Origin of the sequence: Rhodococcus sp. IC4_135 (assembly GCF_011602025.1) — a bacterium.
Classification (GTDB): domain Bacteria; phylum Actinomycetota; class Actinomycetes; order Mycobacteriales; family Mycobacteriaceae; genus Rhodococcus_F; species Rhodococcus_F baikonurensis.
Genome location: NZ_JAAOLG010000003.1, coordinates 153,972 through 169,658, shown reverse-complemented (window position 1 = coordinate 169,658; position 15,687 = coordinate 153,972). Strand labels below are relative to the sequence as shown.

13 protein-coding genes and 1 pseudogene are annotated in these 15,687 nt (G+C 62.1%); 5 read left to right on the top strand and 9 right to left on the bottom strand.

Features of this window, described 5'->3' with window-relative positions; genetic code table 11:
* The first annotated feature begins 43 nt into the window (after nucleotides 1–43).
* A complete protein-coding gene (locus G8767_RS08880; protein WP_166809903.1) occupies nucleotides 44–826 on the top strand; it encodes an enoyl-CoA hydratase/isomerase family protein in 783 nt (260 codons plus the stop codon).
* A 191-nt stretch (nucleotides 827–1,017) separates the two neighbouring features.
* On the opposite strand, the gene G8767_RS08875 is transcribed toward G8767_RS08880, so the two are convergent.
* The 6 genes and pseudogenes from G8767_RS08875 to G8767_RS08850 form a co-directional block, all read right to left on the bottom strand.
* Nucleotides 1,018–1,806 (bottom strand): SDR family NAD(P)-dependent oxidoreductase, encoded by a 789-nt coding sequence (locus G8767_RS08875; protein ID WP_166809902.1) that lies wholly within the window; start codon nucleotides 1,804–1,806, stop codon nucleotides 1,018–1,020.
* Nucleotides 1,796–3,541 carry a hypothetical protein gene (locus G8767_RS08870; RefSeq protein ID WP_166809901.1) on the bottom strand — a complete coding sequence of 582 codons (1,746 nt, stop codon included), beginning with the start codon at nucleotides 3,539–3,541 and terminating at the stop codon, nucleotides 1,796–1,798. The genes G8767_RS08875 and G8767_RS08870 overlap by 11 nt, the downstream gene beginning before the upstream one ends.
* A pseudogene (locus G8767_RS08865) lies at nucleotides 3,538–5,199 on the bottom strand (class I adenylate-forming enzyme family protein). The gene G8767_RS08870 and the pseudogene G8767_RS08865 overlap by 4 nt, the downstream one beginning before the upstream one ends.
* A 19-nt stretch (nucleotides 5,200–5,218) precedes the next feature.
* On the bottom strand, nucleotides 5,219–6,259 hold the full coding sequence (locus G8767_RS08860; RefSeq protein ID WP_166809900.1) for an NAD(P)-dependent alcohol dehydrogenase: 1,041 nt from the start codon (nucleotides 6,257–6,259) through the stop codon (nucleotides 5,219–5,221).
* Nucleotides 6,256–7,410: a serine hydrolase domain-containing protein gene (locus G8767_RS08855; protein WP_166809899.1), complete on the bottom strand. Its 1,155-nt coding sequence runs from the start codon at nucleotides 7,408–7,410 to the stop codon at nucleotides 6,256–6,258. The genes G8767_RS08860 and G8767_RS08855 overlap by 4 nt, the downstream gene beginning before the upstream one ends.
* Complete coding sequence (locus tag G8767_RS08850) at nucleotides 7,407–8,795, bottom strand: NAD(P)-binding domain-containing protein (protein WP_206029125.1); 1,389 nt, start codon at nucleotides 8,793–8,795, stop codon at nucleotides 7,407–7,409. The genes G8767_RS08855 and G8767_RS08850 overlap by 4 nt, the downstream gene beginning before the upstream one ends.
* A 167-nt stretch (nucleotides 8,796–8,962) precedes the next feature.
* Here G8767_RS08850 and G8767_RS08845 point away from each other — a divergent pair, with 167 nt between their 5' ends.
* Nucleotides 8,963–9,613 carry a TetR/AcrR family transcriptional regulator gene (locus G8767_RS08845; protein WP_124567974.1) on the top strand — a complete coding sequence of 217 codons (651 nt, stop codon included), beginning with the start codon at nucleotides 8,963–8,965 and terminating at the stop codon, nucleotides 9,611–9,613.
* A 10-nt stretch (nucleotides 9,614–9,623) separates the two neighbouring features.
* Here G8767_RS08845 and G8767_RS08840 read toward each other — a convergent pair whose 3' ends face one another.
* Nucleotides 9,624–10,196 (bottom strand): TetR/AcrR family transcriptional regulator, encoded by a 573-nt coding sequence (locus G8767_RS08840; RefSeq protein WP_166809897.1) that lies wholly within the window; start codon nucleotides 10,194–10,196, stop codon nucleotides 9,624–9,626.
* Between the two features lie 36 nt (nucleotides 10,197–10,232).
* The gene (locus tag G8767_RS08835; RefSeq protein WP_166809896.1) at nucleotides 10,233–11,348 is read right to left on the bottom strand and encodes an agmatine deiminase family protein; all 1,116 of its coding nucleotides are present in this window, start codon (nucleotides 11,346–11,348) and stop codon (nucleotides 10,233–10,235) included.
* 172 nt (nucleotides 11,349–11,520) lie between these two features.
* On the opposite strand from G8767_RS08835, the gene G8767_RS08830 reads away from it, so the two are divergent.
* Nucleotides 11,521–11,835, top strand: coding sequence for a hypothetical protein (locus G8767_RS08830; protein ID WP_206029123.1), 315 nt, complete (start codon nucleotides 11,521–11,523; stop codon nucleotides 11,833–11,835).
* A 31-nt stretch (nucleotides 11,836–11,866) separates the two neighbouring features.
* Here G8767_RS08830 and G8767_RS08825 read toward each other — a convergent pair whose 3' ends face one another.
* Nucleotides 11,867–13,453: a helix-turn-helix domain-containing protein gene (locus tag G8767_RS08825; protein ID WP_166809895.1), complete on the bottom strand. Its 1,587-nt coding sequence runs from the start codon at nucleotides 13,451–13,453 to the stop codon at nucleotides 11,867–11,869.
* A gap of 169 nt (nucleotides 13,454–13,622) precedes the next feature.
* Here G8767_RS08825 and G8767_RS08820 point away from each other — a divergent pair, with 169 nt between their 5' ends.
* Nucleotides 13,623–14,453 (top strand): siderophore-interacting protein, encoded by an 831-nt coding sequence (locus tag G8767_RS08820; RefSeq protein ID WP_166809894.1) that lies wholly within the window; start codon nucleotides 13,623–13,625, stop codon nucleotides 14,451–14,453.
* A 72-nt stretch (nucleotides 14,454–14,525) separates the two neighbouring features.
* Complete coding sequence (locus G8767_RS08815; protein ID WP_166809893.1) at nucleotides 14,526–15,611, top strand: ABC transporter substrate-binding protein; 1,086 nt, start codon at nucleotides 14,526–14,528, stop codon at nucleotides 15,609–15,611.
* Nucleotides 15,612–15,687 lie beyond the last annotated feature (76 nt).

The following is a 15,687-nucleotide window of genomic DNA, read 5'->3' as shown; positions in this document are numbered from 1 at the left end:
CTACACTGGAACACTTTTCAAAATCTCAACCAAGGAGAACCCAATGAGCTGGAACATCGAACGGCGCGGCCGAGTCGCCGTCGTGACCATGAACACCAACCCAGTCAACGCGCAGAACCGCGCATTCTTCGCCGACCTCCACGAGGCGTTCGATCTTCTCGAGCGTGAGCATGGCGACTCTCCGGTTGTTCTAACCGGCATCGGTGCACGCTTTTCTGCGGGACTGGATCTCGACGAACATTTCCGGCTTTTTGCGGGCGATCCCGCGGCGGTCGCGTCATGGTTTCAGGACTACCGCGCGACGAACATGCGGCTGTTCACCTACCCTCGACCGACCGTGGCAGCAGTGAACGGGCACGCTTTCGCCGGCGGCCTGATCACCGCAGCGGTATGTGATCGTACCGTCGCCGCAGCTGGTGAAGCTCGATTCGGGATCAACGAAGTCAACATCGGAATTCCCATGCCTGCGGTGTATCTCCGCATGCTCGCGTACGCATGGGGCCAACCGGTAGCTTCCCGAACGTGCCTACAAGGAGAGATATTCTCCGTCCAGGAAGCTCACGAGATGGGGATTCTGCATGAGGTGGTCGATGCTGACGTGTTGATCGACCGGGCCGTTGCGATCGCCGAACTGACTCCCGAAGACTGTCTCGACAGCTACGCATACACCAAGCGGGCGTTGCAAGCTGCAGCCTTGCGCGACATCGCCGACCTTTCCGACCCTCTCGACCGCAGCGAACTGGCCGCCGGTATGACCAGCGCACCGTCACGCCACGCACACCGCCGGTACTGGGAGCAGCTCAAAGGCCGCCCCGCCGAGTGGTGACCTGACGGCCGAGGCGCGATCGATGCGTGCCATTTCGGCGCCCGTATGGGAGTGCGCCTCCCGTCCGTCGAACATCGGTGACAGTAGGACGGGAGGCGCCCAATGGTTAAGGACACCCCAGCATGTTCCCTTCGGCCGGCTCAACCACGTCCTCGGCCTCGACACTCAATGTGTGTTGCCCGGTAACTGAACTAATTGCCCAGCGTCGTCAGATCCGGGTAGTTCGAGACCTCCCAGCCGCCGTCGACGACCAGGCTGGTTCCGGTGATGTACGAGGCGTCGTCGCTGGCGAGATAGAGGCACGGTCCGGCGATCTCGTCGGGAGTTGCCGCTCGGGACATGGGGATTCGGCTCAGAAACATGTCGCGGGCAGGCTCGTAGTTCATGACCGGTGCGACCAACGGGGTGTCGACCAGGCCGGGCAGAACTGCATTGACCCGAATTTTCGACGCCGCCAGTTCGATCGCGGCATTCTTGCTGAACATCTCGACCCCGGCCTTACCCGTCGCGTACGCGCTCCCGTAGGGGCTCGGTACGTGCGCGTTGAGGGAGGAAACGTTGACTATCGCACCGCCGCGCCCGTGCTCTCGGATATGTCGAGCTTCATGTTTGGTACAGAGGAAGACGCCCTTCTGCACCAGGTCGATGGTGAAGTCCCAGTCGGCCTCGTCGAGGTCGACGATCTGACCCACCCTCGACGCCCCGGCAACGTTGAAAGCCAGATCGATACCGCCGAATTCCGCTGCCGCAGCGGCAATAGCCTCGGCGACATCGGATTCCTTGGTGACGTCAGCGGGAACGGCGAGGAAAGACGCGCCGTGCTGGGATGCTATTTCCTTCAAACCCTCTGCCGCGATGTCTATTCCGGCCACCCGCGCGCCTTCGCTGATAAGTCGTAGTGCGATGGCCGCGCCGATCCCCGAGGCTGCGCCAGTGACGACTGCGGTTTTTCCGGCGAATCTGGACGTGTTAATGGGCACCTGCTTTCAAGAACTTTCCGGTCCGGCGGTTGCCGAGAACGGGTGCTGCTTCTCCGTCTCCGAAGACGTACTCGCCGCCGACGAACACTGCGGTGACAGTCTGGTCGTTGCGATTCACCATGCGGGAGAGATTGTCGTACTCCACAACTGGACTCTCCGCGTACGTCTCGAGTGAATCGTCGAGGTGGGCGGGATCGATCACAACCAGGTCGGCGCGGTCACCTAATCGGAGGTGCCCGGCATCCACGTCGTACCACTCGGCCAGTTCACCGGTGAGACGATGCACGGCTGCCTCGACGGTCATGAACGGCCGCCCGACCTTTTGGGCGTCGTAGACACGTCGGAGTAGTCGTAAGCCGAAGTTGTAGAACGCCATGTTGCGCAAATGTGCTCCGGCGTCGGAGAACCCGAGTTGGACACCGTTGTCCTGGGCGAACTTGTCCAGAATCTCCGGCCGGTGATTGGAGATGGTTGTGCGCCAGCGCACCTTCGTGCCGTGCTCGAGGACCAGATCCAGGAAGGCGTCGACCGGGTGGAGGCCTCCGCGCTCAACGCCGACCTGTCCGAAGCTCTTGCCGAGCAGGGATTCGTCGGGGCAGGAGACGATTTCGGCGTCGAAGAAATCTCGATGCCAGACTTTGACACCGAACTTTTGGTCGTAGTCCTTGCGGAACTGTCGCCGGTACTCCTCACTCTGCATCAGAACGTTGCGTTCCATCTCGTCGGTCAGATGCAGTGCTGCAGCGCCGGATCCGAACTCCTCGAAGACAACCAGGTCGATGCCGTCGGCGTACACCTCGAAGGGAACCGGTAGGTGCTGCCAGCGCAGGTCGCCGCCGAGTCGATTGACCAGATGCGCCAGCGGACCGAGGATCACCACGGCCAACTTGTTGGACTTGATATCAGCCGCCGAGAGCATGCTCGTCTTGAGTCGCTTGCGCCACAGGCCAGCACTGGAGAACGCCATCGCTCCGGTACTCATGGGGTTGGAGAGGTCAGGTCCAGCCTGAAATACCCGTCCCCGACGGCGGAGAATCGCATTGAGTCGACGTCGTTCCTTCGTGGTTGCATACGTCGACGGCAGTGTGCGTGAGCGGCAGGTCTCGCCGTCGAGTTTGTCGAACAACAATTGCTGACTGGACATCCCAACGAATCCGGCGTCAAGCGCCTCGGTCAATTGTGCTTCCATCGACGCGAGTTCGGAGTCGGTGGGGTGCACATCCTTCCGCGTTGCACGGTCCAATCCCATCTCCGCGGCTCGCATGTCGGAGTGCCCGATGAATGCTGCGACGTTGGGTCCCAACGGAAGTGACTCGAGCGCCGCGATGTACTCACGCGCGGAGTTCCAGGTCTTGGCCCGCGTGAGTGCATCGACAACGTGCTTGCGCGGAATCGCCTCGACTCTGCCGAAAAGATCGCCGGCGTCCGACGGGCTGGCGTGAATGGTGGACAGGGAACACGATCCGACAAAGATCGACGTGACTCCGTGTCTGAGAGATTCGCTGAGCGCCGGCCCCTCGAGGATTTCGACGTCGTAGTGAGTGTGGATGTCCACGATGCCCGGGATCACCCACTTGCGCCGCGCGTCGATGACACGGGGACAGCCGGTTTCGTCGAGTGGATCGAGCGAGATGGCGGTGACCAACCCGCCTCGGATGCCCAGATTCCGGACAGCTGGTTTCGCCCCGGTGCCGTCGAACCACAGACCGTTGTTGATCACGGCGTCATAGGTCATGAGATAGCCACCTTTGCGCGGATGGTCTTCCCGGTTGCATTGCGGGGCAGAGGAGTTGTGCTCAGTTTCCACTTCACCGGCACCTTGAAGTAGGCGAGCCTTTCGGCGACATAGTCGCGCAGTTCTTCTTCGGTCGCCGCTCCCTCGCTGCGAAGAACGACAACGGCCGCCACTTCCTAGCCGAGGTCTGCCGAATCAATCCCGATCACAGCGCATTCGAGGACTGCGGGATGCTCGTCGATGGTCTGCTCGATTTCGACGGGGTAGACGTTTTCGCCGCCGCGCAGGATCAGGTCGGACCGGCGGCCTGTCAGGCGGAGCCGGCCGTCTTCGACAACTCCGAAGTCGCCGGTTCGGAGCCACCGATCAGGACCGATAGCGGCAGCCGTCGCGGTCTCGTCGTTCCAGTATCCCAACATCACATAGGGGCTTCGCGCACAGATTTCACCCTCCTCCCCGTCGGGGACTGCACTCCCGAAGGGGTCTCGGACCTCCACGCTCACGGCGATGATCGGCCGGCCGAGAGTTCCGGGGAACGCGGCAAGTTCCGGTGGCGTGGCAACCGAAATGCCAGTAGAGGATTCGGTGAGCCCGTAGCTGTCTACCAAAGTGTGCTGCGCAAAAGGCAGGCGTGCACGCAGGCGTTCCTGCAAGGCCGGGGACGACGGCGCTGACGCCAATGCAAAGGCGCTCAGTGAGGTCAAGTCGTACTTCTCGATATCGCCGTGTTCGAGGAGTCGGGTTGCCATGGTGGGGACCACCGCCCAGTTGGTGACCTTCTCGCGTTCGACGAGGGAAAGGACCTCGTCGACGTCGAAGGCGCCCTGGTGGATGACGACGGCTCCGCCCGTTGCGAGTCGTGGGATCGCCAGGTTATGCAGGCTTGCAATGTGAAACAGCGGCGCGGTCAGCAGATACCGCAAGTCGCTTGGTCTGCCATCGCTGGGTTTTCCGGTGAACGCCGCAGCGAGGCGATCGCTGTAGCGGTGGTAGTCGATGACGGCCAACACGTTTCGGTGAGTGTGAACTGCCCCCTTCGGGCGCCCACTGGTTCCGCTCGTATACAGGATCACAGCCGGATCGTCCTCGTCGACCGTGGTTCGGGGGAGTGGCGATCCCGAGTACTTCTCCATCAGAGCCGTTAGATCTTCCTCCATCGTGAGCACGGGAACATCGGTGTTCAGCTCGGAAAGAACTTGTGCGCGTTTGGCGTCGGCGATCACGACAGTAGGAGTGGTGTGATCGATTCCGTACTGCACCTCACGCGCCACCCACCACGAGTTGAACCCTACTGCGATCGCACCCAGCGCCTGAGCCGCCCAGAAGGTCATCACCCATTCCGGCGTATTGGCGGCGAGGATGCCCACCCGATCGCCCTTGCGGACGCCGTACCGCTCGCGCAGTGCCGTGGCCAATGCTGCTACGGCCTCGCCGTGCTCGAGGTAGCTGAAGCGTCGGTCCTTGGTCACCAGGTAGTCGCGTGATCCGTAGTCGAAGGATGCAGCGAGCACGTCGCCGAGTGCCTTGTCACGGTTCTTCATGACGGGCATCGAGCTGCCAAGTACGTCCTCGACTTGCATCTCGAAAGGGCCACCGGGACCGGTCAGCCCGGCCATGACGGACGCGATGAATGCTTGTGTATCAGCGGAAGTGGTCACGTGAAGCGCCTTTCGAAGATTAGGGTACGAGCACTGCGCGTCCGGTGACCTTGCCGTGTTCGAGACGGTCGAGTGCGTCGCGGGCATCAGCGAGGTCGAAGCGGGCTACTTCTACCGTTACCAGACCGGCCTGTGCCAGGGCGATGGAATCGACGAGGTCGTTTCTGTTGCCGCCATAGGACTTCCGGATCGATGCGCCCCACGGCCAGCCCGGTCCACCGGCAGCTTCGGCGGTGATCCCGGGGTTTCCGCCTCCGAGACCCACCATGCGATACGCGCCGTTCGGCGCAACCGCTTGAACGGACATCTGAGCAGTTGCATCGACACCGACGAAGTCGAAGATGACTTCTGCGCCTCTGGCCGAGGTGAGGTCGAGGATCTGCTGCGCGGTGTCCGGTCCCGATTCGAGCGTGATGTCGGCGCCGCAGCGTTTGGCGAGATCGAGTTGATCCTGTCCGACGTCGACAGCGATGATGCGCACGGCACTGATCGCCCGAAGTATCTGTACTGCAACGTGACCGAGTCCGCCGATGCCGATCACCACCGCGGTGGCACCGGGTTGCAGATGTTCGCGGGCGCCGCGAATGGCGTGGTAGCTCGTCAGGGCCGCATCGGCGAGTGGTGCTGCCTGCAGGAAGTCCAGGTCTCCGATGGGAACGAACGAGCGGGCCGGAATTTTCACGTACTCGGCCATACCGCCTTCGGGACCGAGCCCGGGACAGGGTGGCATCGCGGTGCGTCCAGCGGCGAGGCACATGTTCTCGTTGCCGCTCATACATTCTCGGCACTGCCCACACGACCAGCACAGATAGACGACGCCGCGTTCGCCGACCGAGCGACCGTCGACGCCGGTCCCGACCGCTTCGATGGTGCCGGCGATCTCGTGGCCGATGGTCAGCGGCTCTTCGCGCATCTTGTACGGAAAGTGCAGGAGATGGAGATCGGAGTGGCAGATTCCCGCTGCACCAACCCGAATCAGTAGTTCCGACGGACCGATCTCGGGGACCGGCACGTCGTTGATCTCGAGGAGACCAGGCCCCATGAGCTGAGCTGCCTTCATGAGTTGACCTCGCTGATCTCGGAGTTGTATGCGGCACTCAGATACGCGTTGCTGCGATCGGATCCGATCAGACCCGGCGCCATCTTGTTCATGACGTAGGCGAAGGTCATCCGACGGTCGAGATCGTTGACCAGCATCGAGCCGCCGATTCCCGCCCACCAGCAGGCGCGTCCGTCGGGAACCAGGGGTGCGGTATCCGGGTGTGGCAGTCCGTAGCCGATGCCGAACTTGAGTGGAGTCATGATCCCGAGGTCGATACCGTCGGCTTGGATCTCGAAGATCAGGTCGATGGTGCTCTGCGAGAGCAACTTCTGGCCGTCGAGCACACCACCGTTCGAGATCAAGGATTGGACCCGAGCGATCGAACGGGCGTTGCCATGACCGTTGACTCCGCCGATTTCAGCTTCCCGCCAGGGCGCGGTGTTGACCTCGGGATAGTCGAGCAATGGGCAGGTCAGGGTCTTGATGAAGATGCTGTCCTGGTCGAGAGTAGACAGGTCGAATTCCAATGCGGGCGGCGGAACCAGAGTGGCGATTCGGCCGAAGTGTTCTGCGGACGTGCCGATGTGGAAGTCGGCGCCCAGTGGACCGGCGAGCTCTTCGGCAAAGAACCTGCCGAGAGTCCGCCCGTCGATGCGACGAATGACCTCACCGACGAGATGGCCGTAGTTGATCGCGTGATAGCCCGACGCCGTACCGGGGGTCCACCACGGCTTCTGGGTAGCGAGGCGGGTGGTGGACGCCGCGAGGTCGTAGATGTCCTTCAGTTCGATCGGACGCTCCCAACCGGAGACTCCGGACGTATGCGAGAGGAGGTGGCGAACTTCGATGTCTTCCTTGCCGTTTACCGCAAATTCGGGCCAGTAATGAGCGACCTTCTGGAACACGTCCAATTGGCCGCGTTCGACCAGCAGGAGCGCACACAGAGCTGTCATGGTCTTGGTGATGGAGAACGTGTTGACGATGGTGTCCGGACCCCAAGGAGTGGTACGGGATTCGTCGGCGTACCCGCCCCAGAGATCGACCACGGATTCTCCGGCGACGGTGATGGCGATGGACCCGCCGAGTTCTTCGCCGGATTCGAGTTGAGCCTCGAAGGCGGTGCGGACGGCGTCGAACTCGTTGTTGCAGTGACCGTTCACCGTGCTCATGCGCGATCCGCCTTCTCGAGTTCGTGTGCTGCTGCACGGGCCGAAACGGGGAGCTTGTTTCCGGAGGCCGCTGCGCGCTTGGTGCCCTTGGCGATTTCCTTGTTCATGTTGCGGACGTAGGGATCGAACTCGAGTTGGATGGTGTGTCGCGGTGACTTGTAATAGGGAGCGAGGAAGTACGCCTCGTCGGCCTTGGTGATCTCCTGCATCTCACTGGCGGACGGCAGTTGGTATTTACCGGTGAGGTAGGCCGCGACGAGCTTGCTCTGCTGCTCGGCGAAGTTGACGAGCGTCGGCATGGGCTGCGCCAGTCCCATGAAGAAGAGGTTGTCGATTCCGGGTTTCATCATTCGTTTGAAGAGCGGGAATCGGTTGTCTTTGTCCGGCAGAAGATTCGGATCGCTGAAGAAGGGGAAGCTGATGTTGTAGCCGGTGGCGCAGATGACCACGTCGACGTCCTCGGAAGTGCCGTCCGCGAAGTGAACCTGCTTTCCGTCGAGTTTGCTGATCGCAGGCTTGAAGGTTATGTCGCCGGACCCGGCGCGTCCCAGGAACTCACCGCTGGCCGACGGGTGGGCCTCGAACGGACGGTGGTCTGGCTTGGGTAGTCCGTAGCCCTCCATGGTTCCCAGGTTCTTGCCGAGGAATCGACGACTCAGGAACAGGCGCAGACCCCGAGGCATCCAGGGCGGGGTGATCAGTTTGTCTCCCGGCACGCCGCCCAGGTATTTCGGCAACACCCACACGCCGCGGCGCGCCGAGACGATGAGCTTGTCGGCGAGGTATCTCTGGCCCAGTTCGGAAGCAATGTCCAAGCCGGAGTTGCCCATTCCGACCACGACAACCTTCTTGCCGCGCATGTCGATCGGATCGAACGGGTCGTTGTAGCTGTGGCTGTGCATCAGCACGCCGTCGAACTCACCCGGGTAGTCGGGGATGTTGGGATCCCAGTGATGTCCGTTGCAGACCATCAGGACGTCGTAGGTGCGAACTTCGCCGTCGGAGCGCGTGATGGTCCACAGTCCGTCTGCATCACGTTCTGCTGCAACAACACTGGTGTTGAAGATGATCGACTCACGCAGGCCGAAGTGCTCGACGTAGTCCTTGAAGTATTGGAAGAGTTCGGAGTGGTGGGGGAAATCGGGAAGGTCGGCGGAGACCGGGAAGTCCTCGAATGCCAAGCGCCACTTCGACGTGTCGATATGCAGGCTCTGGTAGCAGGCCGACATTCCGTTGGGGTTCTTGTAGTACCAGTTTCCGCCGACCTCGTCGGACGCTTCGTAGCAGTCGAAGGGTATTCCGAATTCCTTCATTCGCTTGGCCGTCGTGATTCCGGTGGGCCCGGCGCCGATGATGCACACGCTCGGCAAGGGGGAGGGGCTCATTCGCCATCGCTTTCTATTCTGTCTCGGGCGTGCGAGAAGAAGAATCGAAGCCCGAGAAGTGACTTGAGTCATAGTGCGCCATTCGCTGACGACGTGTCAATGAATGACGCAATGTTTTTTGATGACGGTGAGTCGGTGATTTGCCAGGAGGTCGAAATGCGAGCAAGGTGGGCGACGTGAGCACGACTACCGATGGCCCGAAGAACAGGCGGGGAACCCTTCGCGACGAGCAGAAACGCGCGACGCGGGCCAAACTCGTGGACGCCGCACGCACCCTGTTCGAAGAGCGGGGATATGCGGCAGTCACGGTCGACGACATCGCCTCGGTCGTCGGATGCAGTAGAGCCACGTTCTACGTGCATTTCGCCAGCAAGGTGGAGATGCTCAGGACGATCGGCGCGGCCGGGATGGCGGCGAGTGCGTTCGCTTTCTACATCGATCTCGATCGAGTCCTCGACACGAACTCTCGCGTGGAATTCACCGCATGGCTGGAACGTGCCTTCGACTGGTTCGACGAGAACAAGCGCCTGCTGCCGGCGTGGGACGAGGCCGTGGCACTCGAACCGGAGTTCCGCGAGACAGCTCGGGACGGTATGACCGAACTACCGAACGCCATGCCCAAGTATCTGGGCCGGTGGCCGGTGGAACAGCACGACGAGGCGAGGTTGCGCGTCGAACTGCTCGTGAGTCAGCTGGAGCGATTCTTCACACGCTGGGCCGTGCAGGGGACGATCGACGTGACGCGGGTTCAAGCGGCCGAGGTTCTGACCGATATATGGTTCCCGGCCCTGTCGCCGGAATCGAAGGGCGCCGACTAGCGGTTCAGGGCTACTTCGGATCGATCTCCACGCTGATCGCGCCGACGAGTAGTTCTCTGGCTCGTTCGATGGACATCGAGCCGCTCAGCCAGCGTTCACTCAAACCCTCGACCAGTGCAGTGAGCCGTTCGGCGGCGTCGGCCGGGCTTGCCTTCGGGTCAGCGAGCCCGGAGTCCTGCGCTTGTCGGATCAAGGATTCGACGTCGTCTGCCCATCGTTGCGTCGTGGTGCGCAGCGGCTCGCGCAGCTCGTCGGCGAAGACGGCGCTTGCTCGGAGTTCGCCCCAGGCGATGCTGTTCTCCCGAATCTTCGGGGAATTCTGAAACTCCAGCAGGAGCATCTGCTCGAGCTGCGCACGCGGGTCTGTCTCCGTGAAGGCGCTTTCGGTGTACAGAGCGGCGCGATCGTTGACGTGATCGAGGGCCCGGCGCAGCACACCGGCGCGGTTCTGGAAGTGGTAGTAGATGAGTGCCGTCGACACGCCGGCCTCGGCAGCGAGCGTCTCCACTCTCAGTCCGCGTACGCCGTGCTGAGCGATGACGCGGACTGCTGCTTCCAAGATTTGCGTTTGACGGTTCGACACGAGTCCGAATTCTACGAGGATGGTCGGGGCGGGTTTTCAGTCCACAGGCTCCTGTTGGGTGGTGCAGTGAATACCGCCACCACCGGCGGCGATTGCGTCGATGTTGATCTGCACGACACGACGGTCGGGGAAGAGGCGCTCCAACTCGCCTTTGGCGGCCTGGTCGGCCTCGGGGTCACCGAATTCAGGGGCGATGACCGCTCCGTTGCATACGTAGAAGTTGATGTATCCGGCTGCGAAATCATCTGATTCGAAGTCCGGCCTGATCGAAACAGGCGCCTCGAGGACGACAACATCCAGCTTTCGTCCCTGTGCGTCGGTTGCGTTCTCGAGAATCTCGAGGTGACGTTTGGTCACGTCGTGATCGAACGACTCCGGGTCTGTGTCGAGTCCGGCAACCACCACACCCGGTCGCGCGAAGCGGGCGTAGAAATCCGTGTGGCCGTCCGTGATGTCCTTGCCTGCGATCCCGGGTAGCCAGATGATCTTGTCGAGACCGAGCAGGGGACCGAGCTCGGCCTCGACGTCCGACTTCGACCATCCCGGGTTGCGGTTGTCGTTGAGGACACAGCTTTCGGTGATGATGGCCGTTCCTTCGCCGTCGACCTCGATGCCGCCGCCTTCGAGGATCAGATCGGTTGGCAGTGATTCGACACCCGCGCGGGCTGCGACAAACGCTGCGACGCGGCCGTCCTGATCAAAATCCTGCTTCTCGCCCCAGCCGTTGAAGTTGAAATCGATACCCGCTTTGGTCCCGTTGCCTTTCACGAATACGGGACCGGTGTCGCGCATCCAGAGGTCGTCGAGAGGTGCGGCGATCAGTTCGACGGATGGGCCGACGAGGGTGCGTGCCAAGTCCAGCTCCTCGGAACGGACTAGCATCGAGACGGGCTCGAACTGCGCGATAGTTTGCGCGATCGTCGCAAGGTTGCGCTGAACCTCGGGCAGGAGGGCCGGTCCCCAGATCGCTTCGCTGGCGCCGAACGCCATCCAGGTGCGCTTGTGCGGATCACCCTCTTCCGGCATCACCCACTCGCGAAGATCGTCATCTCCATTGCTCCCGCCCGAGGCTGAGTCGGAATCGCCGCAACCTGCCAAAAAGAGGCCACTGAGCGCAGCGGCGCCTGCCTGAATGAACCGACGTCTGTGCATTGCGGTGACTCCTTCTGTTTTTCGCGTGCTCGCTTGGTCGCCGAGGAATCTGCTCATCGCGCGAACGGGCCAACATCCAGCTACTGTTCGATCCCACCAGATTTTTCTGGCGTCGACTTACTTGCACAGAGCATAGACCCTGACTGAAAATTCAGTCAAGAAAGTAGTGAGCATGAATGACGACATTCGGGATACCCGCCAGCCAATGGTGACTTCGCTCGGCATCATCTTGGGGTTCTTGCTGAACTTTCTGGCTCAGTGGGCAATTCGCGACGACGGCAAAGCGCCGGTGGAAACCACGACCGACTGGGTCATCGTGGTCACACTGTTCACAGCCGTCGCTCTGATGCTCATAGTTCTCTTCAGGACACTGAGCAGTTCGTACGAAGTGGAGCAGGCTCGCGAGAGATATCGCGGAATTCTGCGTCTCTACTTGTTTGCCATCTCCCTGGTTTTCGCCGGAATGGCCGCCGCATTGTTCGTGTAGTGGGGCCTGTCGGAATACTCCGACCGAAGGGTCACGAGTCGATGAGACCTTCGGCCGCGCCCCGCCAACCGCGGCGCTGGTAAGCCCGCGGCGACATGCCGTGGGCAGCGATGAAGACCTTGGTGAAGCCGGAGGCGTGCGCGTAGCCGAGTCGGCGGGCAGTCTCTCCGGCCGAGAGACCCTCCTCGAGATGAGCACGGGCGAGGGTCATACGTAATTGGGCACGCCAGCGTGGGTAGCTCTGGCCGGTGGCCTCAGTGAAGCCTTGGTGGAGCAAGTTCTCGTCGACGCCGAGTCGAGAGCTCCACTCCGACAGCGTGCGCGAATCGGTGGGGTCGGCCCGAAGCGCGCCAAGGATCGTCTCGACTGGATCGCTCTGACGACTGCCGTGTGGACGAGCCGCCGCAGAGCTGCGGACCAGCCTCGAGATCCGCGCCGGGTCGTGGATCTCGGGGCGCAGGTGGGTGTAATTCGCGACCACCGTGTGCAACAGATACCTCTCCGCTTCGCGCGCGAAGTGCAGCACACGTGGCGGCGGTGCGGCGACCGGAGAGGCGCCCGGCTGGGACCCGAGGGGAAGTAGTAGAGAGCCTTCCGCGATCTCGACACTGTTGCGAACTCCCGCTGGAAGCCACATCGCGTCGCCCCGCCTCAGATTCCACGTTCGGTCGCCGAAAGTAACTCGGGCGGAGCCTCGATAGATCCAGACGACGACGTGAAAGTCGTTGACCCTAGCCCATGTTCCGCTTGTGGGGATCGTCGGCGGTATCGGTGCCGAGCGTGGTTGGGTGCCTTCCTCGGACAACAGCGCGACGCTCTGTGCCAACGTTTCGTTCTCATGGATCGGCGCCGAACCTCGGTGTGCACGTGCGTAGGCACTTGGTGTCATTCCGGTGTGTTCACGGAAGGCGCGGGTGAAACCCGCGGGCGTCGCGAATCCGACCTGTCTACCCGTCCAACCGATTTCGCGACCGGCATCCAGGTATGCGGTTGCTGCCGCGATCCTGGCCGAGGTACGCCAACGCACGAAAGACAACCCAGTCTCCTCGGTGAATCGGCGCTGCAGGGTGCGGACACCGATCTTGAGTTGCCGGGCAAACTGGGAAAGTTCGGTGTCGTCGGCTGGTGTCCGAAGAAGTGTGCGAGCGATCTCGAGGGTTTCGGCCGAGCGAGGCAATCTCGGCGGGGAGTACGGCACCGAAGCGCCCGACTCTTTGGCATGGGCTCCCGCGACCAGCTCGAGCAGCCCGGCACCCACGGCCGTCCCACCGCGCAGAAATCCCAAGTTGTGTGCGAACTGGTGGACGAGCCAGTCCTGCCAGGCGGCCGGGATCTCGAAGTCGATGATTCGGTTCAACGTGGGAGGCAGGTCGGCAGCGGGCATCGGGATGGGAAATGCGACCGCCTCCGGGTCCACTCGAATGCTGTACGCGATTCCCGCCGGTACCCACACGGCGGCCCCCGCGGGCACGTTGCGGACGCAGTCGCCGATCTGCAGTTCTGCGCGTCCGGTGTGTACCCAGAACAGCAGCGGCTCGCGTTCATTCGCAATCGAGGCGAGTCGAGCGGCAGGGATTTCGGGGATTTCTCCCGCAGAGAACACCAACCGTGGTCCCACGATGCCCCCAATGTAGATGCCTTCTCGCACAGGCGACCGATGAGTGTAAGAAGTCGGCACGCACGGATAACCGTATCCGATTAGGGCAGGCTAGCTTTAATTACTGGCCGTCTCGCCGTGATCGAACGTGGGCCGAACCCCCGTCTGTGCGCTTCCGAGGAGTCTTTCCGTGCCCCGAAACACCCGTCCGACAACGGCGTACCCCGTCACCTTGCGTGAACTCGAGGTATGTCGGGTGGCAGACGTGACGCCGGGCATGAGGAGAGTAACGCTCACCGGCACCCAGCTCGACACCTTTACCAACGCCGACGGTCACGTCGAGCCTGCCTTCACCAGCACGGGCTTCGATGACGACATTCGGTTGCTGTTCGCCTACCCTGGCGAAACCGACCCCGTCCTACCGGTGATGGTCGACGGCAGTGTGACTTTCGCTGCGGGGCGCCGCCCACTTGCCCGCGCCTACACCGTGCGTCGCTACGATCCGCGAACAAGGGAACTCGAGGTCGATTTCGTCGTTCACGGCAGTGGAGTGGCTACCGCCTGGGCACGCGGCGCCGGTCCGGGCGACCGAATGCACATCGCGGGTCCCTCTGTATCGCAGGGACTTCCGGAGGATTGCGAGCATCTGCTGGTCGTCGGTGACGAGACGGCGCTCCCTGCGATCGCGCGTCTGCTCGAAGGATTGCCCGCCGATGCCAGGGGGCAGGTGTTCGTCGAAATTGCGAACTCAGCTCACATTCAATCGGTGCGCGAGTTGCCCGGGGTGAGTGTCACGTGGTTGCCGCGCGAGGGGGCCGAGCCCGGCACCACTTCTTTGTTACTCGACGCGGTCACTGCCGCCGAATGGTGTGACGAACGCGTATTCGCCTGGCTTGCAGGCGAACAGGCGACGGTTCGCTCGCTTCGTCGGTACCTCATTCGTGATCGAGGAATTGCGAAGACCGACATCGACTTCACCGGCTACTGGAAACGCGGCGAGGCCGTACGTGCAGATTCCTGACCTGGCTCCATCGCTCACCCGACATCTGTACTCAGTAAGACCGACAGCGCTCGATAACACCGAAAGGCAGAAATGACAGTCCTGCGCACCAGACGATCACGGATCACCGGACTGATCGGGGTCGCGCTCGCCGCAGCGCTCCTCGTAACCGGGTGCTCGGCCCCGGCCGAAGACTCGAAAACGGCATCCTCCCCCAATTCGGAAGGAAGTGCCCTTCCCGCGGCGGAAGGAACGACCACCTACCCGCTCACCCTGGAATCGCCTTACGGTACAAGCGTTCTCGAGAAGCGGCCGGAGCGTATCGCCGCGATCGTGCCCAATGCTGTCGACACGGAAATGCTCCTCGCCCTCGGCGTCAAACCGGTCCTCTCCTCGTCGATGGTCAAGGAATCGGCTTCGCAGTCGTACTTGTTGCCTTACGACGCAGAGGATCTTGACACTTTCGACTTCGCGATGGGCGGAACACTTCCCGTCGAGGCCATTGCCGCGAGCGAGCCTGATCTCATCGTTGCCGTCGGCTGGGCTGACGGCCTGGGTGGTTTGTCCATGGGCGACTACTACGAGCGTTTGTCCTCCATCGCACCGGTGGTGACGAGTCCCGACACGAAATCGCGGATGCTCGTACCGTGGAAGGAATCGATTCGCGTACTCGGCGAGACCCTGGACCTCTCGAAGGCGGCCGAAAAGATCGTGGCCGACCATGACCGGTATTTCGCGAACGTGCGCCAGGAGAACCCGCAACTCGCGGGCTTGACTGCAACCTGGGCGATCTTCTACGGAACCGGCAATGGGCTGCAGTATCTTTCAGCACCCGGTTCGGCTCCGGCAACATTCCTGGGTGAGCTCGGCTTCGCCGAGAACCCGCGCGCAAAGGAATTCGTCACCCAGAGCACCGTCGGCGAGGAACTTCTCGAGAACATCGATGCGGACTTCCTGCTGATCGGCCGCAGCACTGCCGGCAGCGAAGAGGATTTCGACAAGCTGACCGATGGAAAGCTCTTCCAGGCGCTGGGAGCTGTGTCATCCGGGCATTGGGTCGCTCTGCCTCCTCGTACCGCCGACGGTGGGGACGTGCTGTGGGCGATCACGAGTGGTGGTCCGATCGGAACGATGTGGGCGGCTGAGCATGTCGTTCCGCTCATCAGCGAGAAGCTGTAGGCGGACAACTGGAGAACGGAAAGCGCTCACCCGTCGTCACATGATTGTGTGGCGGCGGGTTGTCCGTACAGCAAGA